This is a genomic window from Pantoea sp. 18069 (genome assembly GCF_902706035.1).
Lineage (GTDB): Bacteria > Pseudomonadota > Gammaproteobacteria > Burkholderiales > Burkholderiaceae_C > Comamonas.
The window spans coordinates 38,788-65,388 of record NZ_CACSJA010000029.1 but is presented as its reverse complement, the minus strand read 5'-3'; the positions used below and the strand labels follow the sequence as shown (position 1 = coordinate 65,388).

23 protein-coding genes and 1 pseudogene are annotated in these 26,601 nt (G+C 66.0%); 17 read left to right on the top strand and 7 right to left on the bottom strand.

The genetic code is table 11. The annotated features are described in order from the left end of the window. From GVL12_RS19555 to GVL12_RS19545, 3 genes are all read right to left on the bottom strand, one after another. The coding region (locus tag GVL12_RS19555) for a hypothetical protein (protein ID WP_200843924.1) at window positions 1-969 on the bottom strand (969 nt) is incomplete at its 3' end. Continuing rightward, entirely contained in the window at window positions 966-1,478 is a 513-nt protein-coding gene (locus GVL12_RS19550; protein WP_159917202.1) for a (2Fe-2S)-binding protein, read from the bottom strand. The genes GVL12_RS19555 and GVL12_RS19550, both read right to left, overlap by 4 nt. Before the next feature lie 39 nt (window positions 1,479-1,517). Beyond that, window positions 1,518-2,675, bottom strand: coding sequence for an FAD-dependent monooxygenase (locus GVL12_RS19545; RefSeq protein WP_159917200.1), 1,158 nt, complete (start codon window positions 2,673-2,675; stop codon window positions 1,518-1,520). Window positions 2,676-2,986: 311 nt separating this feature from the next. Here GVL12_RS19545 and GVL12_RS19540 point away from each other — a divergent pair, with 311 nt between their 5' ends. The 7 genes from GVL12_RS19540 to GVL12_RS19510 all read left to right on the top strand — a co-directional run bounded on the left by GVL12_RS19540 (window position 2,987) and on the right by GVL12_RS19510 (window position 11,197). Then, the gene (locus GVL12_RS19540) at window positions 2,987-3,757 is read left to right on the top strand and encodes an Asp/Glu racemase (RefSeq protein ID WP_159917198.1); all 771 of its coding nucleotides are present in this window, start codon (window positions 2,987-2,989) and stop codon (window positions 3,755-3,757) included. Between the two features lie 60 nt (window positions 3,758-3,817). After that, on the top strand, window positions 3,818-4,654 hold the full coding sequence (locus GVL12_RS19535) for an alpha/beta fold hydrolase (RefSeq protein WP_159917197.1): 837 nt from the start codon (window positions 3,818-3,820) through the stop codon (window positions 4,652-4,654). A gap of 46 nt (window positions 4,655-4,700) precedes the next feature. Beyond that, on the top strand, window positions 4,701-5,774 hold the full coding sequence (locus GVL12_RS19530; protein ID WP_159917196.1) for a 2,5-dihydroxypyridine 5,6-dioxygenase: 1,074 nt from the start codon (window positions 4,701-4,703) through the stop codon (window positions 5,772-5,774). Continuing rightward, on the top strand, window positions 5,771-6,433 hold the full coding sequence (locus GVL12_RS19525) for an N-carbamoylsarcosine amidohydrolase (RefSeq protein WP_159917195.1): 663 nt from the start codon (window positions 5,771-5,773) through the stop codon (window positions 6,431-6,433). The genes GVL12_RS19530 and GVL12_RS19525 overlap by 4 nt, the downstream gene beginning before the upstream one ends. A gap of 186 nt (window positions 6,434-6,619) precedes the next feature. After that, window positions 6,620-8,893: a xanthine dehydrogenase family protein molybdopterin-binding subunit gene (locus GVL12_RS19520; RefSeq protein ID WP_159917194.1), complete on the top strand. Its 2,274-nt coding sequence runs from the start codon at window positions 6,620-6,622 to the stop codon at window positions 8,891-8,893. A gap of 236 nt (window positions 8,894-9,129) precedes the next feature. Further along, the gene (locus GVL12_RS19515; protein WP_159917193.1) at window positions 9,130-9,831 is read left to right on the top strand and encodes a DUF5710 domain-containing protein; all 702 of its coding nucleotides are present in this window, start codon (window positions 9,130-9,132) and stop codon (window positions 9,829-9,831) included. Window positions 9,832-9,964: 133 nt separating this feature from the next. Continuing rightward, window positions 9,965-11,197, top strand: a complete 1,233-nt coding sequence (locus tag GVL12_RS19510) for an acyl-CoA dehydrogenase family protein (protein ID WP_159917192.1) — start codon at window positions 9,965-9,967, stop codon at window positions 11,195-11,197. Window positions 11,198-11,290: 93 nt separating this feature from the next. Here the strand turns inward: GVL12_RS19510 and GVL12_RS19505 are convergent, their stop codons facing one another. Both GVL12_RS19505 and GVL12_RS26650 read right to left on the bottom strand, forming a co-directional pair. Continuing rightward, window positions 11,291-11,986 carry a nitroreductase family protein gene (locus GVL12_RS19505; RefSeq protein WP_235033918.1) on the bottom strand — a complete coding sequence of 232 codons (696 nt, stop codon included), beginning with the start codon at window positions 11,984-11,986 and terminating at the stop codon, window positions 11,291-11,293. Between the two features lie 62 nt (window positions 11,987-12,048). Beyond that, window positions 12,049-12,264: pseudogene (locus GVL12_RS26650) on the bottom strand (EamA family transporter); the annotation flags it as partial. A gap of 439 nt (window positions 12,265-12,703) precedes the next feature. On the opposite strand from GVL12_RS26650, the gene GVL12_RS19495 reads away from it, so the two are divergent. Beyond that, entirely contained in the window at window positions 12,704-13,918 is a 1,215-nt protein-coding gene (locus tag GVL12_RS19495; protein WP_159917191.1) for a porin, read from the top strand. 454 nt (window positions 13,919-14,372) lie between these two features. Here GVL12_RS19495 and GVL12_RS19490 read toward each other — a convergent pair whose 3' ends face one another. Beyond that, a complete protein-coding gene (locus GVL12_RS19490) occupies window positions 14,373-15,146 on the bottom strand; it encodes an enoyl-CoA hydratase/isomerase family protein (RefSeq protein WP_159917189.1) in 774 nt (257 codons plus the stop codon). Between the two features lie 371 nt (window positions 15,147-15,517). Here GVL12_RS19490 and GVL12_RS19485 point away from each other — a divergent pair, with 371 nt between their 5' ends. The 9 genes from GVL12_RS19485 (at window position 15,518) to GVL12_RS19445 (ending at window position 25,817) form a co-directional block, all read left to right on the top strand. Beyond that, complete coding sequence (locus tag GVL12_RS19485; RefSeq protein WP_159917214.1) at window positions 15,518-17,164, top strand: long-chain-fatty-acid--CoA ligase; 1,647 nt, start codon at window positions 15,518-15,520, stop codon at window positions 17,162-17,164. Window positions 17,165-17,348: 184 nt separating this feature from the next. After that, a complete protein-coding gene (locus GVL12_RS19480) occupies window positions 17,349-18,578 on the top strand; it encodes an ABC transporter substrate-binding protein (protein ID WP_200843922.1) in 1,230 nt (409 codons plus the stop codon). Between the two features lie 83 nt (window positions 18,579-18,661). Next, the gene (locus tag GVL12_RS19475; RefSeq protein ID WP_159917187.1) at window positions 18,662-19,540 is read left to right on the top strand and encodes an SMP-30/gluconolactonase/LRE family protein; all 879 of its coding nucleotides are present in this window, start codon (window positions 18,662-18,664) and stop codon (window positions 19,538-19,540) included. Window positions 19,541-19,568: 28 nt separating this feature from the next. Continuing rightward, the gene (locus tag GVL12_RS19470) at window positions 19,569-20,321 is read left to right on the top strand and encodes an SDR family NAD(P)-dependent oxidoreductase (RefSeq protein ID WP_159917185.1); all 753 of its coding nucleotides are present in this window, start codon (window positions 19,569-19,571) and stop codon (window positions 20,319-20,321) included. Between the two features lie 10 nt (window positions 20,322-20,331). Next, complete coding sequence (locus tag GVL12_RS19465) at window positions 20,332-21,096, top strand: ABC transporter ATP-binding protein (protein ID WP_159917183.1); 765 nt, start codon at window positions 20,332-20,334, stop codon at window positions 21,094-21,096. After that, on the top strand, window positions 21,089-21,808 hold the full coding sequence (locus tag GVL12_RS19460; protein WP_159917173.1) for an ABC transporter ATP-binding protein: 720 nt from the start codon (window positions 21,089-21,091) through the stop codon (window positions 21,806-21,808). The genes GVL12_RS19465 and GVL12_RS19460 overlap by 8 nt, the downstream gene beginning before the upstream one ends. 57 nt (window positions 21,809-21,865) lie before the next feature. Beyond that, complete coding sequence (locus tag GVL12_RS19455) at window positions 21,866-22,750, top strand: branched-chain amino acid ABC transporter permease (RefSeq protein ID WP_159917161.1); 885 nt, start codon at window positions 21,866-21,868, stop codon at window positions 22,748-22,750. Continuing rightward, the gene (locus GVL12_RS19450) at window positions 22,747-23,724 is read left to right on the top strand and encodes a branched-chain amino acid ABC transporter permease (protein WP_159917159.1); all 978 of its coding nucleotides are present in this window, start codon (window positions 22,747-22,749) and stop codon (window positions 23,722-23,724) included. Before GVL12_RS19455 ends, GVL12_RS19450 begins: the two co-directional genes overlap by 4 nt. 455 nt (window positions 23,725-24,179) lie before the next feature. After that, complete coding sequence (locus GVL12_RS19445) at window positions 24,180-25,817, top strand: NAD(P)/FAD-dependent oxidoreductase (RefSeq protein WP_159917157.1); 1,638 nt, start codon at window positions 24,180-24,182, stop codon at window positions 25,815-25,817. A gap of 229 nt (window positions 25,818-26,046) precedes the next feature. Here GVL12_RS19445 and GVL12_RS19440 read toward each other — a convergent pair whose 3' ends face one another. Then, on the bottom strand, window positions 26,047-26,592 hold the full coding sequence (locus GVL12_RS19440) for a nuclear transport factor 2 family protein (protein WP_159917155.1): 546 nt from the start codon (window positions 26,590-26,592) through the stop codon (window positions 26,047-26,049). Window positions 26,593-26,601: the final 9 nt, after the last annotated feature.

Genomic DNA, 26,601 nt, shown 5'->3' with positions numbered 1-26,601 from the left:
CACCCGGTGCCTGCTGCTCGAACCGCTCAATGACTTCTTGCCAGATTTTCTTCTCCTGAACGCCCGCAAACCTCGGGCGCTCAGTAGGTTACATGAACACGATCGAAACACCTTGAAAGGGATGGCCTTGAGGGCTTGCACCGTACCCGCGTCGCGCACGCTGGCCTGGGCCGAGGCGCGCGCGAGCGCGGGCTGGCTCAGCAGGCGCGCGAGGCTGGGGCGCACGGCCCAGGGGGCGTCGGAAATCAGTGTCGGGGTTGTTGCCGCTGCGGGCAGCTGCAGGTCGGTCGATGCACCGGGCGCTGCCGAAGCCAGGCGCAGCACCAGCGGTGCGTGGGTGCCGGCCGTCTGGCAGGGCACGCTGACCGGGCGGGCGACGGCCTGGGACAGCAAGGCGGCGTCGGCGGCGGCGTCGAGCAGGTCCAGCAGATGCAGCGGCTCGGGCGCGCCATCGGCCAGGCCGGCGCTCACCAGCTGCAGCGCGGTTTCGGGCAGTTGCAGCAGTGTGGCCAGTTCGCGGCGCAGCGTGCGCCGGGTGTCGGCGGCGCAGGCCGGCAGCCAGACGCTGGCCTGATCAGCGACACACCAGACGACGACCTGGGCCGCGCTGTGCGGCGCCTGGTGCGGCATCTGCCAGACGTATTGGGACGAGGGTTGCGTGGGCGCACCGTGCACGGACAGCGGGAGGGCGCTGTCGGGCGTATGCCAGACAGGCGCAAGACTGCTTGCGGCCTGCAGCGCGTGCAGCGGTGTGGCCGCGACCACGCCGAGAAAATGCTGCTGCTGCACGGCGGCGACGACGCCGGTCATGGCGCGCACGGCGGAGAGTTCGGCGCTGACCAGTTCGCTGCCCTGGTAGCGCAGGCCGTTCCAGCGCGCCTGCGGCGGGCGCAGCGCCAGGCCATGCAGCAGTTCGGCGGGCAGCGCGGGCGCGGTGTCGGCGGCGCTCGAATGCAGGGGCAGGCTCATTGCGCGTCCTCTGGATTCGTGGGCTGCGACAGGCGCAGGCGCGCCGCGCGCAGCGCGGCCTGCAGGATTTCCACATGCGTGCCGCAGCGGCACAGGTTGTGGTGCAGTTCATTGCGCAACTGCGCCTGCGTGGGATCGGGGTTGCGGCGCAGCAGGGCCTCGACGGTCATGATCATGCCGTTGAGGCAGTAGCCGCATTGCGCCGCCTGGCAGTCTATGAAGGCTTGCTGCGTGGGGCCGGGCCGGGCGCACGTTCCCAGGCCTTCGAGCGTGGTGACTTCGCGGCCCAGCGCGGCGCGCACCGGGATCACGCACGAGCGCGCGGCCACGCCATCGATCAGTACCGTGCAGGCACCACATTCACCCAGGCCGCAACCGTACTTGGGGCCGTTGAGCTCCAGGTCGTTGCGCAGCACATGCAGCAGCGCCGTGTCGGGTGTTGCCGGCGTTGTGCAGTCGCGTCCGTTGACACGCAGGTGCAGGGGACTGGAAGAAGATGTGGTGGCCATGCTGAAGGGCGGTGGTAGGTGGTTTGGGGGCCGGGGCGCTCAGGCCGCGATCTTCACCTTGGGCTCCACCAGGGGCGTGCTGAACACGTCGTAACCGAAGCACCAAGCAGGGTCTTCGTTGGTGCGCAGCCAGGTGTTGTCGTGCGAAATGCGCTGCACCTTGCTCGCGCGTTCCGTGCGATTGGCTTCGTAGAGCGCGAATGCCAGTTCGTGGTTGTGGGCGCCGACTTCCTTGAGGCAGCGCGCGAGCATGGCGCCGTCCTCGATGGCCATGGCTGCGCCCTGGGCCATGTGCGGTTTCATCGGGTGGCAGGCGTCGCCCAGCAGCACCAGGCGGCCGCGGCTCCACAGCGGCAGCGGATCGCGCTCGAGCAGCGACCATTTGGTGACTTCGACGGTGGCGTCTATCAGTGCCTGCACGGTCGGATGCCAGCCGTCGAACGTGGCGCGCATCTCTTCCTTGCTGCTGGGCAGCCAGCGGTCGCCGAGGTCCCACTGCTCGACGGGAACGCCGGTCACGTAGTAAAGCTCGTCGGCCTTGCCGGTGACGAAGTAGGTCATCATGTGGCGGTCTTCGCTCCACCATTTCACGCAGGCGTCGAAAGGCAGCATGCCGGCCTTGACTTGGGGCGTGGGAAACACCGCGCGGTGGGCCAGATAGCCGGCGTACTTGGGCGGCTCGACGCCCAGCAGTTCTTCGCGGATGCGCGAGTTCACGCCGTCGGCGCCGATCACGATGTCGGCTTCCTCGGTCGTGCCATCGGCGAAGTGCATCACCACCACGTCACCGCGGTCCTCGACCCGGGTCAGGCTCTTGCCGTAGGCCATGACGCTGTCGGGCAAGGTGTCGATCAGCAGCGCGTGGAAGTCGCCGCGGTGCACCGTGAGGTAGGACGCGCCGTAATTCTTGACCGCGTAGTCGCCCAGCGGAATCTGTGCCATCACGTCGCCGGTCTGCCAGTGGCGGCTGTACCAGTAGTCGGGGTGCGAGCCCTGGGCATTGAGCGCGTCCTCGATGCCGATGCGGCGCAGGACCTTCATCACGTTGGGCCCGACGTGGATGCCGGCGCCCAGCCGCGAGAAGCTGGGCGACTGCTCGTAGACGCGGACATTGAAGCCCTCCTGGAGCAGCAGCTTGGCGGCGGCAGCGCCGCCGAGGCCGGCACCGACCACAGCGATACGGGGGGATTGAGACACTTGAAAACTCCTTGCTGAAATGAGAGAGAAAGGCATGCGGCCGTGGCCGGTCATTGCCCTGGTTGAGCAGTTTCCGTGCCAGCCATGGAAAAAGCATTTTTGCGTGTGTACGCTCTATTTTTCGTCCAAGGCAAACGCACCAAGGAGAGGATTTCTACCTAGTCCAAAGCAATTTAATGGTGCGTGTTCGCACCAAATCAACGATTTTTCGCTTTGGGGCATGGTTTTGAGCTGGGCATGGGTTTTGCACTATTGAGCGTATACGCTTTATTAAGTACTATCTTTCCACCTATTCCATGAAAGCCAAGACCATGAGCAAAACCTTCCGTATCGGCCAGATCGTTCCGAGCTCCAACACCACCATGGAGACCGAAGTGCCGGCCATGCTGCAGGCCCATTCGGTGCTGCGCCCGCAGGACCGCTTCACCTTCCACTCGAGCCGCATGCGCATGAAGAAGGTGGTCAAGGAAGAGCTGGCCGCGATGGACGCGGAAAGCGACCGCTGCGCGCTCGAGCTCAGCGATGCGCGCGTCGACGTGCTCGGCTACGCCTGCCTGGTGGCGATCATGGCCATGGGCCACGGCTACCACCGCGTATCGCAAAAGCGCCTGACCGCGTGCACGGCGACGAATGGCGCGACCGCGCCGGTGATCACCAGCGCCGGCGCGCTGGTCGAAGCGCTCAAGGTCATGAAGGCCAAAAAGATCGCGCTGGTCGCGCCCTACATGTTGCCGCTGACCGAACTGGTCAAGGACTACATCGCCGCCGAAGGCTTTGAAGTCGTCGACTGGCGTGCGCTCGAGATTCCCGACAACCTCGATGTCGGCCGCCACGATCCCGCCAAGCTGCCCGCCATCGTCGCCGGCATGGACTACGGCGATGCCGATGTGATCGTGCTGTCGGCCTGCGTGCAAATGCCTTCGCTGGCGGCCGTGGCCCAGGTCGAAGCCCAGACCGGCAAGCCGGTGCTCACGGCGGCCATCGCCACGACCTACGCCATCCTCAAGGAGCTGGGTCTGGACCCGGTCGTGCCCGGCGCGGGCGCGCTGCTGTCGGGAGCCTACCCCTACGACAAGGCTTGAACGCCGAGGCTATTCACATCGGACAGCTTTCCTGCCATCGACCACCTGTTTTACAAATCCATGTCCACCACATCCAGCACTTTTCTCTACGGCGGCCAGGTCCAGGCCAACGGCATTCGCCAGCACTATCTGCGCTACGGCGGTGTCACCGGCGCGCGCGCCGGGCGCGACGCCGTCATCCTGATTCCCGGCATCACCAGCCCGGCCGTGACCTGGGGCTTTGTCGCCGAGCACCTGGGCCGCCAGTTCGATACCTATGTGCTCGACGTGCGCGGCCGGGGTCTGTCTTCTTCAGGCCCGGGGCTGGACTACGGTCTTGACGCCCAGGCCGCCGATGTCAACGCGTTTGCCCAGGCCCTGGGCCTCGCGCGCTTCGCGCTGATGGGGCATTCGATGGGCGGGCGCATCGCGGTGCGCGCCGCGTGCGCCCAGCCGCAAGGTCTCACTCGCCTGGTGATCGTCGATCCGCCGGTATCGGGCCCGGGCCGGCGCGCCTATCCCGCGGCCTTGCCCTGGTATGTGGATTCGATACGCCAGGCGACGCTGGGCATGGACGCCGAAGCGATGCGCGCCTTCTGCCCGACCTGGACCGAAGAACAGCGCCAGTTGCGCGCCCAGTGGCTGCACACCTGCCACGAACCGGCCATTGTGCGCAGCTTCGAGGACTTCGGCCGCGACGATATCCATGCCGATCTGCCGCATCTGGCCCAGCCCTTGCTGCTGGTCACGGCCGAGCGTGGCGATGTGGTGCGCGACGCAGACGCGGCCGAATGGCAGGGCCTGGCGCCGCAGACCGCGCATGTGCGCGTGCCGGGCGCGGGCCACATGATTCCCTGGGACAACGAGGCCGGCTTCTACGCCGCGCTGGGCGACTTCCTGGGCGCCCACGTGGACTGAGCGTCCTGGTCCCGCCCTTTCTTTTCCCCATGCCAAGGAACACGCCATGTCCGTCAGCGATACCGATCTGATCCACGCCTGGAAGCAGGTGCTTGCGCTTTCCAAACTCGAGCCCGGCCAGATCGTCACCGTGCTCACCGGCGCCGATACCCACCCGCAGACGCTGCGCTGCGCGATTGCTGCTTCCAGCGAAATGGGCGCGCGCGTCAACCGGCTCGATCTGCCGCCCGTGAACGCCGAGAAGTCGCTCAGCCGTGACGCGCTGGCCTATCTGGGCACCACGCCGCTCACGGGCAACCCGGCGGCAATCGCCGCGCTCAAGGCCAGCGACCTGGTGCTCGACCTGATGACGCTGCTGTTCTCGCCCGAGCAGCACGACATCCTGCAGTCGGGCACCAGGATCCTGCTGGCCATAGAGCCGCCCGAAGTGCTGTGCCGGCTCGTGCCCACGGCGGCCGACCGCACGCGCGTGCAGGCCGCGGCGCAGCGCATCGCGGCCGCGCGCCAGATGCACATCACCTCGAGCGCCGGCACCGACCTGCGCTGCGCGCTGGGCGACTTTCCCGCGATCAGCGAATACGGCTTTGTCGACGAACCCGGGCGCTGGGACCACTGGCCCAGCGGCTTCGTGCTTACCTGGCCGAACGAGGGGCAAAGCCATGGGCGCGTGGTGCTGGACCGCGGCGACATCCTGCTGCCGCTCAAGGACTATGTGACCGAGCCCATAGAGCTGGTCATAGAGAACGGCTTTGTGACGCGCATCAGCGGCGGCCTGCAGGCCGAGATCCTCCAGGAGTACATGGCCTCGTACGAGGACGCGCAAGCCTATGCGGTCTCGCATGTGGGCTGGGGCCTGCAGCCGCGCGCGCAGTGGTCCATGCTCGCGCACTACAACAAGGAAACGCATATCGGCATGGACGCGCGCGCGTTCGAAGGCAACTTCCTCTGGTCCATGGGGCCGAACAACGAAGCCGGCGGCAGCCGCACCACGGCCTGCCATATCGACATTCCCATGCGCCACTGCAGCGTCGCGCTCGACGGCCAGCCCATGGTCGTCAACGGCGTGGTACAGGATGAACAAGGACTGGCGCGCGCCGCGCGCCGCAAGGAGATCGCATGAACACCCCCCAACAGATTCCCACCGAAGGCGTGGCCGGCGATATCTCCGCCTATGCACGCCAGGGCTTTGGCACGCCGCTGCCGCTCAAGGCCCCGTTCGGCCTGCTGATCATCGACTTCGTCAATGGCTTTGCCGACCCGGCGGTGTTTGGCGGCGGCAATATCCCGCAAGCGATTGAACAGACGCGCGAACTGCTGGCGCATGCGCGCGCCCGGGGCTGGCCCGTGGCGCACAGCCGCATCGTTTTCTCCGACGACGACGCCGACAGCAATGTCTTCTGCCTCAAGGTGCCGGGCATGCTCACGCTCAAGGAGGACAGCCCGGCCAGCGCCATCGTGGCCGAGCTCGCCCCCGCGGCCGGTGAATACGTGGTGCGCAAGAGCACGCCCTCGGCGTTCTTCGGCACCATGCTCGCGCCCTGGCTGGCCCAGCGCGGCGTGCAGACCCTGCTGGTCGCGGGCTGCGTGACCAGCGGCTGCGTGCGCGCCAGCGTGGTCGATGCCATGCAGTCGGGCTTTCGCCCGCTGGTGGTGGCCGACTGCTGCGGCGACCGGGCGATTGGCCCGCACGAAGCCAATCTGTTCGACATGGCGCAAAAATACGCGGCCGTGATGCCGCTGGCCCAGGCCATTGCCGATACCGACGCGCTGTCGCGTTAGGAGTGGCTACCACCACCCTTGCTGCGTCGTTGCGGCGCCTTGCCGTGCTATTCGCACTGTCTGCGGCGCCGCGCCTCGCCGGCCGCGCCTAGCCGGCCGCGCCTCGCAGCAACCGCAAATCTTCGATTTGCTGGGTGGTTCTAGCCACTCCAAGGCGCCTTTCCGTGCCACGATTGTTTTACTGCCATGAACCTGCCCCAGCCCACCGTACTGCACGATCAGTTGCTCACCCGCCCCGGCACCTTGCTCGTGGTGCGCGCGCCGGTCGCGCCGCCGCGCCCCATTCCCGGCCAGCCGGGAACGGCGTCGGACTATGTGCAGTCGACGCCCGAAATCTTTGTCGCGGTGCTCGCTGCGCAGCAGGGGGAGGGCTGGCGCGCCATGGCCTTCAATGGCCATGTGGACCTGGGCACGGGCATTCGCACGGCGCTGGCGCAGATCGTCGCCGAGGAACTCGAAGTGCCGCTGGCCAGCCTGGAGATGGTGCTGGGCCATACGGCGGCCGCGCCCAACCAGGGCCCGACGATTGCCAGCGCGAGCATACAGATTTCGGCCGTGCCGCTGCGCCGTGCCGCGGCCCAGGCGCGCGCGCAGTTGCTGGCGCTGGCCGCGCAGCGCTGGGGCGTGGCGGTCGATCAACTGCAGGCGCGCGACGGCCTCGTTCGCTTTGCAGATGGCGTTGACGCTCGCTTTCTCAGTTATGGCGAACTGCTGCAGGGCCGGCAGATCCAACTGCCGCTGGCCGCGCCCGAAGAGCCGGTCCTGCTCAAGCCCGTGGCCGATTACCGGCTCGTGGGCAAGGGCGCGGCGCGCGTGGACATTCCCGCCAAGGCCACGGGTGAGTTGAGCTTTGTGCACGACGTGCGCCTGCCCGGCATGCGCCACGGCCGCGTGCTGCGCCCGCCGCACCCGGGGCGCGACGGCGGCGATTTCATAGGCCGCTGCCTGATCGATGTAGACCGCACTTCGGTCGCCCATCTGCCGGGCCGGGTCGAGGTGGTGGTCGACGGCGACTTTGTCGGCGTCGTCGCCGACCGCGAAGAGCAGGCGATTGCTGCGATGCGCGCGCTGCGCGTGCACTGGAAGCCCGTGCCGCCCGCGCCCGATCTGAGCGATCTCGAAGCCGCAATCCGCGCCAATCCATCGCAGCGGCGCGCGCTGGTCGATGAGGGCGATGTCGATGCCAGCAGCGCGCGCGCCGCCACGCACCTGCAGCGCAGCTATGTCTGGCCTTACCAGATGCATGCGTCCATAGGCCCGTCGTGCGCCGTTGCCGATTTCCGGGACGCCCGGCTCACGGTATGGGCCGGCACGCAGAATCCGCATATGCTGCGCTGCGACCTCGACCGGCTGTTCGGGCTGGGCGAAGGCTGCATCGATATCGTGCGCCTCGAAGCCGCGGGCTGCTACGGCCGCAACTGCGCCGACGATGTTTGCGCCGACGCCGCGCTGCTTTCGCGCGCCGTGGGCGCGCCGGTGCGAGTGCAGCTCACGCGCGAGCAGGAGCACCAGTGGGAGCCCAAGGGCACGGGCCAGCTGATGGACGTGGGCGCGGCCATTGACGCCGATGGCGAACTGCTGGCCTACGACTTCGCCGTGCGCTATCCCTCGAACGACGCGCCCTTGCTGGCGCTGCTGCTCACGGGCCGCGTCCCGGGTGAGCCGCGCACGCTGGAGATGGGCGACCGCACGGCCGTGCCGCCTTATCGCTATCGCAACCAGCGCATCGCCAGCCACGACATGGCGCCGCTGGTGCGCTCGTCCTGGCTGCGCGGCGTCTCGGCCCTGCCCAATTCGTTTGCCCACGACTGCATGATCGACGAGCTCGCGCATGCGGCCGGCGCCGACCCGGTGGACTTTCGCCTGCGCCATCTCGACGACTCCCGCGCGCGCGAATTGCTGCAGGCCACCGCGCTGCACGCGGACTGGCAGCGCGGCGCCCAGGGCAGCCGGGGCCGGATGGGTGCCGATGGCTGGCTGCACGGCCGCGGCGTGGCCTATGCGCGCTATGTGCACAGCCGCTTTCCGGGCTTTGGCGCGGCCTGGGCAGCCTGGGTCATAGACCTGCGCGTGGAGCCAGTCAGCGGCCGCATCGAGGTCACGCGCCTGGTCGTGGGCCAGGACACGGGAATGATGGTCAACCCCGACGGCGTGCGCCACCAGATCCACGGCAACGTCATCCAGACGCTCAGCCGCAGCTTGATGGAAAAGGTCGGCTTCGACGCGGCCGGGGTGAGCAGCCGCGAATGGGGCACCTATCCCATCATCGGCTTCAAGGCCTTGCCCGATATCGAGGTGCTGCTGATGCCGCGCCAGGACGAGCCGCCCATGGGCGCGGGCGAGTCGGCTTCGGTGCCCGGCCCGGCGGCGATTGCCAATGCGCTGTTCGACGCCACGGGCCAGCGTTTCTATGCCGCGCCGTTCACGCCCGAGGCGGTGCGCGCGGTGCTGGCGAGCTGATGCCTGCGCGCGAATTTAGCCGCTAAAAACGGCGGCGGCGCGCGCGCCAATTCATGCCCCGGAAGATGGGCATGGCGCGCAAGGGTTTCGATATAACGGATGTCGCTGGCATACTGCGTGCGCTCCTGCGTGGCAGCAGCGCACAGGGGCTGTCGCTGGCGGCGGCCATGGCGAGCGCCACCGCAAGCGGCAACGCAAGCCAAGCATCGCCGCCACCGTGACAAGGAGGAATGGAGATGACTCCATTGAACCAGTCTCAGTATGCCGCCGCGCCGGCGCAGGAACCCCAACGCGCGGTCTTGTTATGGGTGCCTTTCGAGCACAAGGACCAAGCCAAGGCCTTGGGTGCGAAATGGGACCGCCAGGCCCATGCCTGGTATGTGCCGGCCGGCATCGATGCCGCGCCGTTTGCGCAGTGGACGCAACGCCAGGCCGAGGCGCCGGCGCACGAAAGTCAGCGCCAGTCCGGACGCGAGTATCTCGACGTACCGTACGGCGAACGCAAGGCGGCCAAGGCCGCGGGCGCGGCCTGGGACCCCATGGCCAGGTGCTGGTTTGTCGGCCCGCACTGTGACCGGCAAAAGCTCGCGCGCTGGCAGCCGGGCAAGGCGGATCCAGACGAATTTCCGACTGCGCGCGATGCGTTCGCGGCCGCGCTGCGGGCCATGGGCTGTGTGGTCAGCGGCGAGCATCCGGTGATGGACGGCCAAAGACACGGCATTGCGGTGGAGGGCACGGTGCATACCGGCGCGGCGGCCGGTGCCGCGGTGCATACCGGCACGGTGCCGGATGATGCCGACGAAGCGGCGTTCTACGTGGCTCACCTTGAAGGCCGTCCCCACGGCTATATCCGCAACTTCAGGACCGGCATCGACATGCAGTGGAAGGCCAAGGCCGTTGCCACGCCCGGCAAGCCACAGCCGGCCGCGGCGCTGTAGCCGCGTCGCGCCGGACCTGCCGCGCGCGGCGAGGCCCGTCACTTGCGGGACGGCGTTTGCCGCGCGGCAATGCTCCAATATTTTTCAACGAGGCGGCCCAGCCGGGCTGCCCGCAATCCCACAAGGACGAAAAATGTTTGCTGAACCTTCCGCGAAAACCCGGGACCTGCTGCAGCGCCTGCACGCGTTTTTTGACGAACACATCTATCCCAACGAAGAGCGCTATCTGCGCGAGATGGATGGGTTCCGCCGTGCGGGCAATGCCTGGCAGGTTTCGCCGCTGATCGAGGAACTCAAGCCGCTGGCGCGCGCCGCCGGCCTGTGGAACATGTTCCTGCCGCACGAATACCGTGGCGTGCCCGGCATCTCCAACCTCGACTATGCGCCGCTGTGCGAAGTCATGGGCCGGGTGTCCTGGTCGGGTGAAGTGTTCAACTGCTCGGCGCCCGATACCGGCAACATGGAAACGATTGAGCGCTACGGCACCGAGGCGCACAAGGACCAGTGGCTGGAGCCTTTGCTGCGCGGCGAAATCCGCTCGGGCTTCCTGATGACCGAGCCGGCCGTCGCATCTTCGGACGCGACCAATATCCAGTGCACGATACGGCGCGAAGGCGACGAGTATGTGATCAACGGTCGCAAGTGGTTCTCGTCGGGCGCGGGCAGCCCGCGCTGCAAGATCTTCATCGTCATGGGCAAGACCGACCCCGATGCGCCGCGCCATGCGCAGCAGTCGATGGTGCTGGTGCCGCGCGACACCGAAGGCGTCACGGTGCTGCGCCACCTGTCGGTGTTCGGCTATGACGACGCGCCCCACGGCCATATGGAAGTGCTGCTTGAAAACGTGCGCGTGCCGGTGTCCAACATCCTGCTGGGCGAAGGCCGGGGCTTCGAGATTGCCCAGGGGCGCCTGGGCCCCGGACGTATCCACCATTGCATGCGCTCCATCGGCGCGGCCGAGCGCGCGCTGGAAATGATGTGCGAGCGGCTGAATGCGCGCGTCGCGTTCGGCCGTCCGCTGGCCGAGCAGTCGGTCTGGCACGAACGCATCGCCGAGTCGCGCTGCATGATAGACCAGGCGCGCCTGCTGACGCTCAACGCGGCCTACAAGATGGACACCGTGGGCAACAAGAATGCGCGCGCCGAAATCGCGATGATCAAGGTGGTCGCGCCCAACATGTCGTGCAAGGTGGTCGACTGGGCCATCCAGGCGCATGGCGCGGCCGGCGTGAGCCAGGACTTCTGGCTGGCCGAAGCCTATGCCCACCAGCGCACCGTGCGCATCGTCGACGGCCCCGATGAAGTCCACCGCAACGCGATCGCCAAGCTCGAGCTGGCCAAGCGCGCGGCCACCGCGCACGGCTGATCAGGCAGCCGCGCAAGGCGGCTGGCAACAGCTGCCTTGAACATTCTTGCCCTCCGCATGGAGGGTTTTTTTCTGTGAGGGAGCCGCGCGCGCTCAGGCAAATTCGACGACTTCATGCACGGGCTTGCGTGGCTTCTGCGGCCAGTTGCCCGGCAATGGATAGCCGACCGTGACAACGATGACCGGTATTTCCCGCTCGGTGAGCCCGAAGGCACGCGACAGGCCTTCGAGATCGAGGCCTATCATCGCCCCCGTGGCCAGCCCCATTCCCTGCGCTGCAAGCATCAAGGTCATTGCCGCGAGCGATGCCGAGCGCATGGTCTCGTCGCGCTGCAATTGCAGGTTGCCGGCATGCGCGCGCGTGGCCTGGGCGACCCAGCCATCAACCACCGATTGCGCCATGATGCCGGCCTGCGCCGAAGGCGCAAGCGCCTGGCCGAGCTGTTCATGGGCCGCGAGCGTGCCGCAGATGATGAAGGTCACCGACGCATCGGCGACTTTCTTCTGCCCGTAGGCAAGTGCCTGCAGGCGCGCCTTGGCCTCGGGGGAACGCACCGCGATGAACTTCCAGTTCTGCAGGTTGAACGCCGAGGGCGCGCGCGTGGCCAGATCGACCAGCGCCTCGATGGTGGCGTCGGACAGCGGCCGGTCCGGGTCGTGTGGTTGGTGGAGACGCGGGATTCTATGGCTTGCTGGATGGGGTTGGGCATGGCGCTTTGCATGGACTGTGTATGAAAAGGAGAGGGTGAAGAAAGCAGTGGGGCGGCTCGGCCGGGGCGGCTTGCCCATTGCACGACCAGGATGCTGCCCAGCACCATGAGCAGTCCGATCAGCGACAGGCCGGTGATGGCCTGGTCCAGCAGTGCCCAGCCCAGTATCACGGCCGTCAATGGACTGAGCAGGCCCAGCGACAGCACGGCGACGGGGGACAGCCGCGCGACGCCGCGAAACCACAGCGCATAGGCAATCAGGGCGCCGGCAATCGACAGGTAGGCATAGGCCAGCAGTTGCGTCGTATTCAACGCGGGCAGCGCAGGATCGGCCGCCCAGGCCACGGGCGCAAACATCAAGCCGCCCAGCAGCAGTTGCCAGCCGACGCACTCGCGTCGCTGGACCAGGGACTCGCCGCGCTGCTCGCGACCCTGGAGGCGCCGCAAGGCGACGCGCGCCGCAAGAAGAGCTGAGCGAGCGCCCTGTGCTGCGCGTGCAATGCGCGCAGCGCGCTGCGGTGACTGCGCCGCAGCCTTTGCTTTTACCCATCTGTTGAGCCGCCATTTCTGCAGGGCGGTTGGCCTGATCCTGCGAGCGTGAGTGCGCGCGTATCGCATGGCGCAGGCCTGTGCGCGCGGCGTTGCGTTCGGGTCACGCGTGTTTTCCCTGGGGCCAAAGCTGTCCTGTCTTTTTATCATTACTTGCCGGCCGACAAGTAAATACTGGGCGGCAGTCGGGGCACTGCATGCAGGTCCTCAAGAATCAAGAACGCAGACACATACGAGGAGACAGATCTTGTTGAAACTCAATTCATACCGCGCGCTGCGCCCATCGCCCTTGACGCTGGCGGTCGCCGCCTGCCTGAGCACCGGTTTGCCGGCGCTGGCCCAGCAGGCGCAAAAGGAAGAGCTGCGCCAGATCGTGCAGCCCGCGGGCGGTCTGGCCAGCACGCCTTCGAGCAGCGTCAGCATCTATGGTCTGATCGACACCAGCCTGGGCTATGTGTCCAGCGCCAATGGCCGGCTGTGGCGTGTCGACAGCGGCCATATGAACGGCTCGCGCCTGGGCTTCAAGGGCAGCGAGGACCTGGGCGGCGGACTGCGCGCCAACTTCCTGCTCGAAATGGGCCTCAATACCGACTCGGGCACGCTGGGCCAGAACCAGGGCGCGGGCGCCAAGGGCTTTGGCCGCGGCGCGCTGGTCAGCCTGACCGGCGGCTTTGGTGAAGTCCGCCTGGGCCGCACGGTGGTGGCCATCAGCTCCGAAGTGCAGGCCGTGGGCGATGCCTTCGGTCTGGGCGGCGCGGGCAACCTGCAGGGCATACAGCCCGCGTCGGGACGCGTGAACAACAGCATCTGGTACCAGACGCCGGCTATCAGCGGCTTCATCGCCAAGGTCTCCTATGCGCCTGGCGAGACTTCGCCGGCCCCGGGCAGCGGCCTGGGCTCGAGCACCGGATCGAGCGCCGCCGCCGCGCTGTTCTACGCGAACAAGGCGCTCAGTGGCGCCATCTCGTACACGACGCACAAGCACATTGTCGACGGCAGCGGCGTCAAGTGGTTCAATTCCAGCCTGGCCTATGACTTCGGCGCCGCCAAGGTGTTCGGCTCGTTCGCGATGTTCAAGAACCCCAGCGCCGCGATCACGCCGGCCACGCAGGCCGCGGCCGACAACAACCTGGGCTTCGCGGGCTTCCCGACCGTGGGCTACTACGCGGGCCAGGACGACCGCAGCGCCTCGCTGGGCGTGGCCGTGCCGTTCGGCAGGAACACGGTGCTCGCGCAGGTGATCCATGTCAACGACCGCGGCCCGCTCAACCGCGATGCGACGCAGTTCGGCGTGGCCTATATCCACGCGCTGTCCAAGCGCACCAGCCTCTACGCCGACTATGGCCGCGTGAAGAACCGCAATGGCTCGGCCTACGCGCTGACCGGCGCGACCAGCCAGGCCGCGCCCGGGCGCAATGGCAATAGCGATGCGCTGCATCTGGGCATTCGCCATGCGTTCTGATCTACCGGTCTGACAACGCAGCCGGGGCCTGGGCCCCGGCTTTTTCATCGCCGGGCCGCCCCAAGATGAAAAGCTCTGGGGGCCATTTTTCATGGCTTTCTGCTTTTGCTGCTTGCATCCAAATGGCTGGCGCTGCGCATCAGGGGTTGACGAAAGCCATGGAAACTCAGGATGAGGGCGAACGGTATCCCCCGTTCGTGGTGAGTCCCCCTCGCCGGGCGCGTCGAACCATGAACGGCCTGTCCTATAGGCATCGCCATTGGCCTATCCCCATGCTTTCGTACGTTCCCCGCCTGCGCCCCGAGTGGCCGGCGCTGCATGAAGAAGCGGTGCGCGACCCTGTGGAATGCGTTCAAGCGCCTGGCCCGGGGCGCGGGTGCGAACGAAAAGGCCGCGCGCTTGGAAGGCGTGGCGGCCCGCGTCTGCCGGCGATAGGGCAGGGCGCGGGCGGCGTTCAACGGCCGGTGTAGACTGGTTCGCGCTTTTCAAGGAAGGCGCGCTGCGCTTCCTTCGAGTCCTCGGTCCTGGACAGCGCCACGGTATTGCCCTGCTCGTAGCGGTAGGCGTCGCGCGAAGGCATGACCAGGGTCATGCGCGCGGCTTCCTTGGCCAGGCGCATGGCGATAGGGCTCTTGGACGCGATGTCGCGCGCCATTTCCATGCAGTAGGGCATGAGTTCGTCGGCCGGCAGGCAGGCTTCGACCAGGCCCAGGCGGTACAGCTCCTGGGCCGAGACTTTCATGCCGGTATAGAACATGCGGCGCGCGCGCGACTGGCCAAAGACTTTCTGCAGGAAGGTCACGCCGCCGGCCAGGCCCACATTGATCTCGGGCATGGACACATAGGCGTCTTCGGACGCGACCCAGATGTCCGACGCCATCACCAGGCCAAAGCCCGCGCCCAGCGCCGGGCCGTTGATCGCCGCGATGATGGGCTTGGAGCATTCGACCACGGCGTAGTAGGACTCGCGCACGCGGCGGTTGTGCGCGCCGTAGGCGCCGGCCACGCCGGCGAGATTCGGGCGCTCACGGATATCGGCGCCCGCGGAGAACGCCTTGCCCGCGCCGGTCAGCACGATACAGGCCACGTCGTCGCGGTCCGACAGCAGATCGAACACGCGCGTGATCTCCTCGCGCAGCTCTATGTTCTGCGCGTTCACGGGCGGGCGGTTGAGCGTGACCACGGCCACGCCGGCGTCGACGGTCAGAGTGATGGTGTTGAATTCCATGAAAGTCTCCTTGTTGTGGGTGCAGCAAAATCGTTCACTGTCTGCACTTACCTGCCGAAAGGTAGGTGCATGAGGCCATGCTAACCGGTGGCGCGGCCCGTCGCAAGTCACCTTGGCGGCAGTCGGACGCAGGGCGCGACGCGAAGCAGCGCGGCTGCAAATACCCGCAAAGAATGCGGCCGGCAAGCATGTTTCTCCCTAGGTTTTCGGTCTTTACTGCCTGCGTTTTTCGCGGAGGAAACTGCTATTCTTTGATTACTTACCTGTCGGCATGTAAGCAATGAAATTCAAGACATGGCCTCCCCGGGCGTTGAGGTTTTCCGCCTTGGGGCAGACGCAGTCAAAGACAAGAAGGAGCAGCGTTGATGACGATGTTGGGACTGATGCAACAGCAGGATTTGCGGATCTCGCAGCTCATAGAGCATGCGGCCACGCACCACGCTCAGGTGGAGATCGTCTCGCACGTTTCCGACACCCGCAGCTATCGCTCGACCTGGGGCGAAGTGCGCCACCGCGCCAAGCGCCTGGCCAATGCCCTGACGGACCTGGGCGTGCTGCCCGGCCAGCGCATCGCGACGCTGGCCTGGAACACGCACCGCCATCTGGAGCTGTATTTTGCGGTTGCCGGCATGGGCGCGGTATCGCACACCGTCAACCCGCGGCTGTTTGCCGAGCAGATCAGCTACATCATCAACCATGCGGCCGATGAATATGTGTTCTTCGACCTGGGCTTTGCCGAACAACTGGTGGCGATTGCCGGCCAGCTGCCTACCGTCAAGGGCTTTGTCGCGCTGTGCGAGCGCAGCGAAATGCCGGCGCTCGATCTGCCCAATCTGCTGTGCTACGAAGACCTGATAGCCCAGGCCTCGCCCGACTTCGAATGGCCGCAGCTCGACGAGAACACGGCCTCGTCGCTGTGCTACACCTCGGGCACGACGGGCAATCCCAAGGGCGTGCTCTACAGCCACCGCTCGACGGTCTTGCATGCCTGGGCTGCCTGCACGGTCGACGGCCTGGGCCTGTCGGCGCGCGACAGCGTGCTGCTGGCCGTGCCCATGTTCCATGTCAACGCCTGGGGCATACCGTATGCCGCGGCGATGTGCGGCGCCAAGCTGGTGCTGCCCGGCCCGGGCGTGGGCGGCGAGCGCCTCTACGAGCACATGGTCAAGGAAGGCTGCACCTTCTCGCTGGGCGTGCCCACGGTGTGGCTGGGGTTCTTCCAATATATAGAGAGCCAGCGCGCGCAGCTCGATCTCACGCAACTCAAGCTCGCGCGCGTGGTGGTCGGCGGCTCGGCCGCGCCGCGGGCCATGATCGAGAAATTCGAGACGCTGCTGGGCACCTATGTGATCCAGGCCTGGGGAATGACCGAGACCAGCCCGCTGGCGACCATAGGCAATCTGCTGCCCGCGCAGCAGGACCTGCCGCTGGCCCGGCGCTTCGATATCCAGGCCAGGCAGGGCCGGGCGATCTTCGGCATCGAAGTCGGCATCTTCAGCCCCGAAGGAGAGCGCCTGCCGCATGACGGCCAGCGTGTCGGTGAAATCAAGGTGCGCGGCCCCTGGGTGGTGTCGGCCTATTACGGCGACCGGGCCGGCGCGGCGCTCAACGACGAAGGCTGGTTCAGCACCGGCGACGTGGCCTTGATCGATACCGACGGTTTCGTGCAGATCACCGATCGCACCAAGGACGTGATCAAGTCGGGCGGCGAATGGATTTCCTCTATCGACCTGGAGAACGTCGCCGTCGGCCACCCCAAGGTGCAGGAAGCGGCGGTGATAGGCGTGGCGCACAGCAAATGGCAGGAGCGCCCGCTGCTGATCGTCGTGCCCAAGGCCGGCGAAAGCCTCACGGCCGCCGAGATGACGGACTTCATGAAGGACCGCGTCGCGCGCTGGTGGCTGCCCGACGACGTGGTGTTCGTCGATGGCCTGCCGCACACCGCAACCGGCAAGCTGCTCAAGACGCAGTTGCGCGAGCAATTCAAGGGGCATCGGCTGAGTACCGACCCGATTTGAGCAGGGCCGCAAGCCAAGTACGCAGATCCGTTCGTCCTGAGCCCGTCGAAGGATGGGCGGCCTGCCCTCCAGAGCTTGGACGTTCATGGTTCGACGGGGCCGCCCAGGCAGGCTCATCACGAACGGTTTTTACCCCAGGGTTTTGTAGACAGTCAGTGCATTCCATAACTACCAGGAGACAGACATGAACGCTTTCCCTTCGATCCCCCGGATGTCCGCGCTGGCCTTGGCCGGCGGCGCCTTGCTTGCGGCGCTGCCCGCGCAGGCGCAGATCAGCGATGACGTGGTGCGCATAGGCGTGATGGCCGACCAGACCGGCACCTACTCGGGCAATGGGGGGCCGGGCTCCTCGGTCGCGGTGCGCATGGCCGTCGAGGACTTCGGCGGCAAGGTGCTGGGCAAGCCCATCGAAGTCACCGTCGCCGACGACCAGAACAAGCCCAATGTGGGCATCAACATGGCACGCCAGTGGATAGAGAACGACAAGTTCGACACCATTTTGGGCGGCTCGGCCTCGTCGATCGCGTTTGGCGTGTCGAGCATGATGAAGGAGAAGAAGAAGCCTTACCTGATCGCCGGTACGGTGTCATCCGACCTGACCGGCAAGATGTGCTCGCCCATGACCGTGCAGTTCATCGTCGACACCTACCAGCTCGCCAACGCGGGCGTGACGGCGCTGCTCAAGCAGGGCGTCAAGTCCTTCTTTTTCATCACCGTCGACTATGCGTTTGGCGCCGCGATGCAGGCCGATGCGACCAAGTTCATCGAAGCCGGCGGCGGCAAGGTCGTGGGTTCGGTGCGCCACCCGCTGGGCGCGGCCGACTATTCGTCCTACCTGCTGCAGGCTCAGGCGAGCAAGGCCCAGGCCATCGTGGTGCTCAACGCGGGCCTGGACCTGAGCAATGCGCTCAAGCAGGCAGCGGAATACAAGCTCGCGCGCAACGGCCAGAAGGTCGGCGTGTTCGGCATGACCATCAACACCGTCTCGGCCATGGGCCTGGACGTGGCCCAGGGCCTGCAGATCACCGCGCCGTTCTACTGGGACCGCAACGACGAGTCGCGCGCCTGGGCCAGGCGCTTCATGGAAAAGAACAAGGGCGTGGTGCCCACCTATATCCACGCCGGTGCCTACAGCGCCACGATGCACTACCTCAAGGCCGTGCAGGCCGCGGGCACGGATGAAGGCGTGGCGGTGATGGCCAGGATGAAGGCCACGCCGGTCAATGACTTCTCCATGAAGAACGCCATGATCCGCGAGGACGGCCAGCTGATCCGCCCGACCTATGCGATCCAGGTCAAGACCCCGGCCGAATCCAAGGGCAGGAACGATCTCTACAAGGTCGGCGAGGAAATCCCGGGCGAGTCGGTGTTCCGTCCGCTGGCCGAAGGCGGCTGCGACTTCGTGAAGAAGTAAGCCTGTGTGCCCCGGTGCACGCGCCGGGGCCCCCGATTCCCCCGTCTTCACGGCGCGCAGCGCCATCGCCCCCAGGTTTTGCCATGACCCGTATTGAAATCGTCACCACCACGCGCGACCAGCTGGGCGAATGCCCGCTCTGGGATGACAGCAGCCAGTCGCTTTACTGGATAGATTCGCATGCGCAGCTGGTGCGCCGCCTCACGCCAGCCAGCGGCGCATACCGCGAATGGCGGCTGCCCACGGCCATAGGCTCGATTGCGCTGTGCCAAAGCGGCCGGCTGCTGGTCGCACTGGAAAGCGGCTTCAGCTATCTCGATCTGGACTCGGGCGAAGTCACGCCGCTGGCCTCGGTCACCCATGCTGCCGAGCGCATACGCCTGAACGACGGCCGCTGCGACCGCGCGGGCCGCTTTGTCTGCGGCTCGCTGGTGCTGGGCCGCAACGAGCCGCTGGCCGCGCTCTACCAGGTCGATGCCCATGGCCGCGTGCAGGTGCTGGACAAAGGTTTCGCGATATCGAACGCCATCTGCTTCAGCCCCGACGGGCAGTGGCTTTACTACACCGACAGCCGCACGCGCAAGATCCTGCGCTACCCCTATGACAACGCGAGCGGGGGCGCCGGCCAGCCCACGGTCTGGGTCGATACCGCGCCCCTGAATTCCGCCGCCGATGGCGCGACCGTCGACGCCGAAGGCTGCCTGTGGACGGCGCTGGTCGAGACCGGCCAGCTTGCGCGCTTCACGCCCGATGGCCAGCTTGACCGCCTGATAGCCATGCCGGTGCGCCATGTGACCTGCCCGAGCTTTGGCGGCCCCGATCTCGACGTGCTCTACGTCACCAGCATCAGCAACAGCGGCAACGCCCTCAAGGACGAGCACCCCGACGCGGGCGCGCTGTTCGCCGTGCACGGCACGGGCGTGCGCGGACTGCGCGAAGTGCGTTTTGCCGACCAGGCCTGAACGAATCAACGAAAACAAGGAGACCAGAATGAACAACAAGCTCGAAGGAAAAGTGGCGCTGATCACCGGTGGCGCGCGCGGCATTGGCCGGGCGATCGCCGATGCGATGGCCCAGGCCGGCGCCGTGGTCGGCGTGCTCGATCTGCGCGAAGACCTGGCCCAGGCCGCGGCCGGGGAAATCCGCGCCCAGGGCGGCAAGGCCATGGCCTTTGGCGGCAACGTGGCCGAGCGCGAGACTTTCGTCAACGCGGTGCAGGGCATGAAGCAGGCGCATGGCCGCTTTGACATCCTGGTCAACAACGCGATCTGGGTGCGCTATGGCGCGATCTCCGCGATCACGCCCGAAATGCTCACGCGCATGGTGGGCACGGGCTTCAACTCCGTGGTCTGGGGCATTCAGGTGGGCTCGGAAGCCATGACCGAAGGCGGCAGCATCATCAATATCGCTTCGGCCGCGGCCTTCCTGGGCGTGCCCGAGGCGATGATCTACGGCGGCGTCAAGGCCGGCGTGCTGGGCCTCACGCGTTCCTCGGCCGTGGACCTGGGCCCGCGCGGCATACGCGTCAACGCGGTCTGCCCGGGCTCGGTGCCCACCGAAGGCATGAAAGGCAATGTGGACCCCGACAAGATCGCCGTGCGCATCGCGCGCACGCCGCTGCGCCGCCTGGGCGAAGTCGAGGACATCGCCAACGCGGCCATGTTCCTGGCCTCGCCCGAAAGCAGCTGGGTCACGGGCACTTCCATCCTGGTCGATGGCGGCGTGACCCACGCCATGCTTTGAAGGCGGCACCATGCAAGCCTCCCCGGATTCCTACATCCTGCAGGCCACGGGCCTGAGCAAGCAGTTCCGCGGCTTCTATGCCGTCAAGGACGTGAACCTGCGCGTGCGCCGCCACGGCATCCACGCGCTGATAGGCCCCAACGGCGCGGGCAAGACCACCTGCTTCAATCTGCTGACCACCTTCCTGCGCTCGACGACGGGAACCATACTGTTCAACGGCCAGGACATTTCCGCCAGCGACCCGGCAACGGTGTCGTCCATGGGCCTGGTGCGCTCGTTCCAGATTTCGGCCGTGTTCGGCCAGATGACGGTGCTGGAAAACGTGCGCGTCGCGCTGCAGCGCAAGGTCGGCATGACCTGGGCGTTCTGGCGCCGCGACAGCGCGCTCAAGGTGCTGGACGCGCGCGCGATCGAGCTGATCGAGATGGTCGGCCTGACGCGCTGGGTTCATACGCCGGCCGTCGAGCTGTCCTATGGCCGCAAGCGCGTGCTCGAACTTGCCACCACCATCGCGCTCGACCCCGAAATGATTCTGCTCGACGAACCCATGGCCGGCCTGGGCCATGAGGACATAGGCCCGGTGATGGACATCATCCGCAACGTGGCCAGGGGCCGCACCATTTTGATGGTCGAGCACAACATGAAAGTCATCGCCGAGCTGTGCGACCGCGTCACCGTACTGCAGTCGGGCCAGATCCTGGCCGAAGGCAGCTATGACGAAGTCTCGCGCGACCCGGCGGTGATCGAAGCCTATGTGGGAGGTGCGAATGACTGAAGCCAATAACGCGCCCTTGTGCCTGTCGGTCAAGGGCCTGGTCGGCCACTATGGCGAGAACCTGGCGCTGCACGGCATGGACCTCGAAGTGCGCCAGGGCGAAGTCGTCTGCCTGCTGGGGCGCAACGGCGCGGGCAAGACCACCACGCTGCGCGCGCTCGTGGGCCTGCTTGAAAAGCGCCGCGGCAGCGTGGAGATCAACGGCCGCGAGACCATAGGCATGCTGCCCGAAGCGATCGCCAGGCTGGGCGTCGCCTACTGCCCCGAGGAGCGCGGCATCTTCTCCAGCCTGAGCACGCAGGAAAACCTGCTGCTGCCGCCGGTGCTGCGCCCGGGCGGCCTGAGCGTCGACGAAATCTACACGCTGTTTCCCAACCTCAAGGAGCGCCGCCACAGCCAGGGCACCAAGCTCTCGGGCGGCGAGCAGCAGATGCTGGCCATTGCGCGCATCCTGCGCACCGGTGCGAAGTTCCTGCTGCTCGACGAGTGCACCGAAGGCCTGGCGCCGGTGATTGTCTCCAAGATAGGCCAGACCATTCGCATCCTCAAGGAGCGCGGCTTCACGGTGCTGATGGTCGAGCAGAACTTCCGCTTCGCTTCAAAGATAGCCGACCGCTTCTATGTGATCGACGAAGGCGTGGTGGTCGACCACTTCCGCCGCGAAGACATCGCCAGCGATCTGGCGCGCATCGAAGGGCTGCTGGGACTATGAAGCGCACACCATCTACTTTCGCGCGCTGCGGCGCGGCGCTGCACAGGGGAGTCCACCATGGATGAAATTTTCGGCATACCGATGTCGGCCTTGGTCGGCCAGCTCGTGATCGGCCTGATCAACGGCTCGTTCTACGCCTTGATGAGCCTGGGGCTGGCCATCATTTTCGGCCTGCTGCATGTGGTGAACTTCGCGCATGGCGCGCAGTACATGCTGGGCGCGTTTGTCGCCTGGGGCCTGCTTGAGTACTTCGGCATCAGCTACTGGTATGCGCTGGTCATCACGCCGCTGGTCGTGGGCGGCTTCGGGCTGGTGATAGAGCGGCTGATGCTGCGCCGGCTGTACCGCGTGGACCATGTCTATGCGCTGCTGCTCACTTTCGGCCTGGCGATGCTGATGGAAGGCGCGTTCCGCTGGAAGTTCGGCGCCACGGGCCAGCCCTATCCCAACCCGATCTCGGGCGGCTTCGATATCGGCATCAGCTATATCCCGGCCTACCGGGTCTGGGTGATCGCGGCCTCGCTGGTGCTGTGCCTGGGCACCTGGCTGGTGATAGAGCGCACCAAGCTCGGCGCCTATCTGCGCGCGGCCAACGAGAACGCGGCGCTGGTGCGCACCTTCGGCATCAACGTGCCGCGCATGCTGATGCTGACCTATGGGCTGGGCGTTGGCCTGGCGGGCTTCAGCGGCGCGATGGCCGCGCCCATCTACCAGGTCAACCCGCTGATGGGCAACAGCCTGATCGTGGTGGTGTTCGCGGTGGTGGTGATCGGCGGCATGGGCTCCATCATCGGCTCCATCATCACCGGCTTCAGCCTGGGCGTGGTCGAAGGCCTCACCAAGCTGATCTACCCGGACGCCGCGGGCGTCGTCATCTTCATCGTGATGATCATCACGCTGGCAATCCGTCCCAACGGCCTTTTCGGCCAGGAGGCCCGATGAAACACTTCTCCTTAAGCACGCAGCGCCTGCTGCTGGCCATCTCCATCGCCTTGCTGCTGGTCGCGCCGTTCGTGCTCTACCCGCAGTTCCTGATCGAGATCTTCTGCTTCGCGCTGCTCGCGGCCGCGCTCAATCTGCTGGTCAGCTACTGCGGCCTGCTGTCGTTCGGCCATGCGATGTTCTTCGGCGCCGCAGGCTATGTCACGGCCCAGGCCATCAAGGTCTGGGGGCTGGATCCGGCGCTGGGCATTCTGTGCGGTGTGGGCGTGGCGGTGGTCATAGGCGCGCTCACGGGCTCGCTGGCCATACGCCGCCAGGGCATCTACTTCTCTATGATCACGCTGGCGTTTTCGCAGTTGATCTACTTTGTCGCGCTGCGCATGCCGTTCACCGGCGGCGAGGATGGCCTGCAGGACGTGCCGCGGCGCGCCATGTTGGGCTTTATCGACCTGGGCAACAACTATGTGATGTATTTCGTGGTGCTGGCGCTCACGGCCTTCGGTTTCTTCGCCATCCACCGCATCGTCAACTCGCCGTTCGGCCAGGTGCTGCGCGCCATCCGCGACAACGAGCCGCGCGCGATTTCGCTGGGTTACCGCGCCAACCGCTACAAGCTGGTGGTGTTCATCCTGTCGGCGTCGCTCGCGGGCCTGGCGGGCGCGGTCAAGGCCGTGGCCTTCCAGGTCGTGACCCTGAACGACCTGACCTGGGTCACTTCGGGCGAAGCGCTGCTGATCTGCATCCTGGGCGGCATTCAGACCCTGCTGGGCCCGGTGGCCGGCGCCATTCTCATCGTTTCCATGTCGCATTACCTTGCGTCCTATGCCGAATGGGTGCTGATGATCCAGGGCCTGGTGTTCGTGGTGGTCGTGCTGTCGTTCCGCAAGGGCCTGGTCGGCGAGTTCTATGCCTGGCTCGATCGCCGGGCGCTGCGCGCCGTGGCTGTGACGCCGGTGAAAAAGGAACTGCCATGAGTGCTACACCCCGTGATGAGGTAATGGCCGCGCTGCAGGGCGCGCGCCTGTACGTTGGACGCACTTCGATGCTTCGACAAGCTCAGGACCCAGGGCGTGTGCCTTTTTTCCCGTTCGTCCTGAGCGAGGTAAGCGAGCCGGGTCTCGCCAGGCGTTATCAAGAAACAGGGTGAGGCATGACCTAAAAATCCCGTTCGTCCTGAGCCTGTCGAAGGATGAACTGGCGCACTGGCCGAGGGTGGAGACACCCTTCGATGGGCCCGCCTAGGGAAGCTCAGGGCGAACGGCCATTAGCTATTCGTTTTGGAAAAAATCATGACTTTGCGATCGATGTTTGCACAAAACCGACCATTGCTAAGTCATTGATTTATTTGACAAAAAAAGCTGTTTCTTGAGAGCCTGTCGAAGGGCCAGTCATTGGATTTTTTCCGAATCAAAAATAGCAGGAGACAACAATGCAAAACACCAACCCAACATCCCCCCGCCGCCTCGACGTAGTCATTGTCGGCGGCGGCTTCGGCGGCATGTATGCCACCTACAAGTTCCGTGAGATGGGCCTGAGGATCCAGAGCTTCGAGGCCGGCGGCGACCTGGGCGGCGTCTGGTACTGGAACCGCTATCCGGGCGCGCGCGTCGATCTGCCCAGCATCGACTACAGCTTCTCGTTCTCGCCCGAAGTCGAGCAGGAATGGACCTGGTCCGAGCAGTTCGCGGCCCAGCCCGAGCTGCTGGCCTATATCAACTTCGTCGCACAGCGCCTGGACCTGCGCCGGCACTTCCAGTTCAACACGCGCGTCACCAGCGCGGTCTGGAACGAGGAACGCAAGCTCTGGAGCGTGAAGACCGACCAGGGCGAGACGCTGGAAGCGACCTATTGCATCATGGCCACGGGCCCGCTGTCGGTGCCCAAGGACCCGGAAATTCCCGGCATTGCGCGCTTCAAGGGCCAGCTGCTGCGCGCCGCGCGCTGGCCGCACGAACCCGTCAGCTTCGCGGGCAAGCGCGTGGGCGTGATAGGTACGGGCTCGACCGGCATACAGATCGTGCAGGAAGTCGGCAAGGAAGCCGGCGAGCTGTTTGTCTACCAGCGCACGCCCAGCTTCACCATGCCCATGCGCAACGAGAACCTCGAGCCTGCGTATGTGGCCGAAGTCAAGCGCCACTATGCGGGCATACGCGAATCGGCGCGCAACAGCGCCGTGGGCGGCGTGCGGCCGCAGTCTACGCGCGCGTTCTTCAGCGTCACGCCCAGGCAGCGCCGGCAACTGCTCGAAGACGCCTGGAAGAATGGCGGCCTGGCGATGCTGGGCACCTTCTGCGATCTGATGAGCAACCCCGAGGCCAACGAGCATGTCGCGGAATTCGTGCGCGGCAAGATCAGCGAAGTCGTCGACGACCCGGCCACGGCCGAAGCGCTCAAGCCGCGCGACTATCCGATCTTCGCGCGCCGGCCCTGCCTGGACAGCAGCTACTACGAAACCTATAACCGCCCCAACGTCCACCTGGTCGACTGCCTCAAGGACCCTATCGTCGAGATCACCGAGAAGGGCGTGCGCACCGAGGCGGGCGAGATCGAACTCGACGTGCTGATCTTCGCCACCGGCTATGACGGCCTCACGGGCGCGTTGCTGGCGTTCGACGTGGTCGGCCGCAATGGCCGCAAGGTCAACGACAAGTGGAAGGACGGTGCGCGTTCCTACCTGGGCCTGATGATGGAAGGCTTCCCCAACCTGTTCATGACCACCGGCCCCAACGGCCCGGCCGCGCTGGCCAACATCGTCCGCATCAGCGAACACGATGTCGACTGGATCGCCGCGGCCATGGTGCATATGGAAAAGAACGGGCTGGCCAGCATGGAGCCTACGGCGCAAGCCGAGCAGGGCTGGATGGACCTGGTCTATGAACTCTCGCAGCGCACGCTGCTGACCAAGGCCAAGACCTGGTATGTGGGCGCCAATGTCAAGGACAAGCCGCTGGGCCTGACGCTGTTCACCGGTGGTTTCCAGAAATACCGTGAACTCACGGGCGCGGCCGTGCGCGATGGCTACCGCGGCTTTGCGTTCGAGCATCTGCGGGAGTCGGCGCAAGCCTGACGCCTGTGGCAGGGAGGCGGCCTTTGCGGGTTGCCATTTGATGCGGGGCTGGGAGACCAGCCCCGCTTTTTTAGCGGCTAAAGATTTCGGGAGGAGAAGGGCGGGGCAGGCTCGGCCTGCCAAACACCGCTCGCCCTGAGCTTGTCGAAGGGCGTTTCAGGGCGTAGTTCACGAAGGTTGCGCGCCAGAACTTTCACGCACCGGTGTTTGGGCCGATCGCAGACCGGATCTATTTCGCAAACGGCTCCTGCCGCAACAACCCATACCACGCATCCTCCGGCTTCATCCGCCCCTGCGGCGCGCGCAGGCCAAAGCGCGTGGCCTCGTCGCCTTCGGGCGCGGGCGCTTCCTTCATCCAGTCGTAGACCACGGTGCGCGCCGCGATGCGCCACTCGTCCGCACGCTTCTCGAAGCGGTCGACATAGCGGCCGCACAGAAACGTCTCGCGCAGCCGGCCCGTTGCCGGGTCGGTGTCGTACTGGAAGGCCTGGAAATAGCTTTCCACGGCCGCATGCCGGCCTTCGAGCACGATGGAGATATTGCTGACCTGGTGGATCATGCGCAAGCCGCTGCTGCGCGACTTGAGCGCCTTTTCAATGAAACCGCTGGCGCTGCCGTTGTAGGCGCCGTGCCGGTCGCTTCCGTCCTCCCAATAGGCCGAACGCAGCGCGGCTTCGTCGCCGCGGTCTATGCCGCGGCAGTAGGCGTACATGGCTTCGCGAATGGCTTCGCGGTCAAGCAGGGCCTGCAATTTTTCTTCAAGGTTCTGGGTCATGTCTTGTCT

What these genes read in the sequence shown, in the direction of transcription:
- GVL12_RS19550 (WP_159917202.1), bottom strand. Translation starts at nt 1,478, where the DNA reads ATGGCCACCACATCTTCTTCCAGTCCCCTGCACCTGCGTGTCAACGGA.
- GVL12_RS19540 (WP_159917198.1), top strand. Translation starts at nt 2,987, where the DNA reads ATGAGCAAAACCTTCCGTATCGGCCAGATCGTTCCGAGCTCCAACACC.
- GVL12_RS19535 (WP_159917197.1), top strand. Translation starts at nt 3,818, where the DNA reads ATGTCCACCACATCCAGCACTTTTCTCTACGGCGGCCAGGTCCAGGCC.
- GVL12_RS19530 (WP_159917196.1), top strand. Translation starts at nt 4,701, where the DNA reads ATGTCCGTCAGCGATACCGATCTGATCCACGCCTGGAAGCAGGTGCTT.
- GVL12_RS19525 (WP_159917195.1), top strand. Translation starts at nt 5,771, where the DNA reads ATGAACACCCCCCAACAGATTCCCACCGAAGGCGTGGCCGGCGATATC.
- GVL12_RS19520 (WP_159917194.1), top strand. Translation starts at nt 6,620, where the DNA reads ATGAACCTGCCCCAGCCCACCGTACTGCACGATCAGTTGCTCACCCGC.
- GVL12_RS19515 (WP_159917193.1), top strand. Translation starts at nt 9,130, where the DNA reads ATGACTCCATTGAACCAGTCTCAGTATGCCGCCGCGCCGGCGCAGGAA.
- GVL12_RS19510 (WP_159917192.1), top strand. Translation starts at nt 9,965, where the DNA reads ATGTTTGCTGAACCTTCCGCGAAAACCCGGGACCTGCTGCAGCGCCTG.
- GVL12_RS19505 (WP_235033918.1), bottom strand. Translation starts at nt 11,986, where the DNA reads ATGGGCAAGCCGCCCCGGCCGAGCCGCCCCACTGCTTTCTTCACCCTC.
- GVL12_RS19490 (WP_159917189.1), bottom strand. Translation starts at nt 15,146, where the DNA reads ATGGAATTCAACACCATCACTCTGACCGTCGACGCCGGCGTGGCCGTG.
- GVL12_RS19485 (WP_159917214.1), top strand. Translation starts at nt 15,518, where the DNA reads ATGTTGGGACTGATGCAACAGCAGGATTTGCGGATCTCGCAGCTCATA.
- GVL12_RS19480 (WP_200843922.1), top strand. Translation starts at nt 17,349, where the DNA reads ATGAACGCTTTCCCTTCGATCCCCCGGATGTCCGCGCTGGCCTTGGCC.
- GVL12_RS19475 (WP_159917187.1), top strand. Translation starts at nt 18,662, where the DNA reads ATGACCCGTATTGAAATCGTCACCACCACGCGCGACCAGCTGGGCGAA.
- GVL12_RS19470 (WP_159917185.1), top strand. Translation starts at nt 19,569, where the DNA reads ATGAACAACAAGCTCGAAGGAAAAGTGGCGCTGATCACCGGTGGCGCG.
- GVL12_RS19465 (WP_159917183.1), top strand. Translation starts at nt 20,332, where the DNA reads ATGCAAGCCTCCCCGGATTCCTACATCCTGCAGGCCACGGGCCTGAGC.
- GVL12_RS19460 (WP_159917173.1), top strand. Translation starts at nt 21,089, where the DNA reads ATGACTGAAGCCAATAACGCGCCCTTGTGCCTGTCGGTCAAGGGCCTG.
- GVL12_RS19455 (WP_159917161.1), top strand. Translation starts at nt 21,866, where the DNA reads ATGGATGAAATTTTCGGCATACCGATGTCGGCCTTGGTCGGCCAGCTC.
- GVL12_RS19450 (WP_159917159.1), top strand. Translation starts at nt 22,747, where the DNA reads ATGAAACACTTCTCCTTAAGCACGCAGCGCCTGCTGCTGGCCATCTCC.
- GVL12_RS19445 (WP_159917157.1), top strand. Translation starts at nt 24,180, where the DNA reads ATGCAAAACACCAACCCAACATCCCCCCGCCGCCTCGACGTAGTCATT.
- GVL12_RS19440 (WP_159917155.1), bottom strand. Translation starts at nt 26,592, where the DNA reads ATGACCCAGAACCTTGAAGAAAAATTGCAGGCCCTGCTTGACCGCGAA.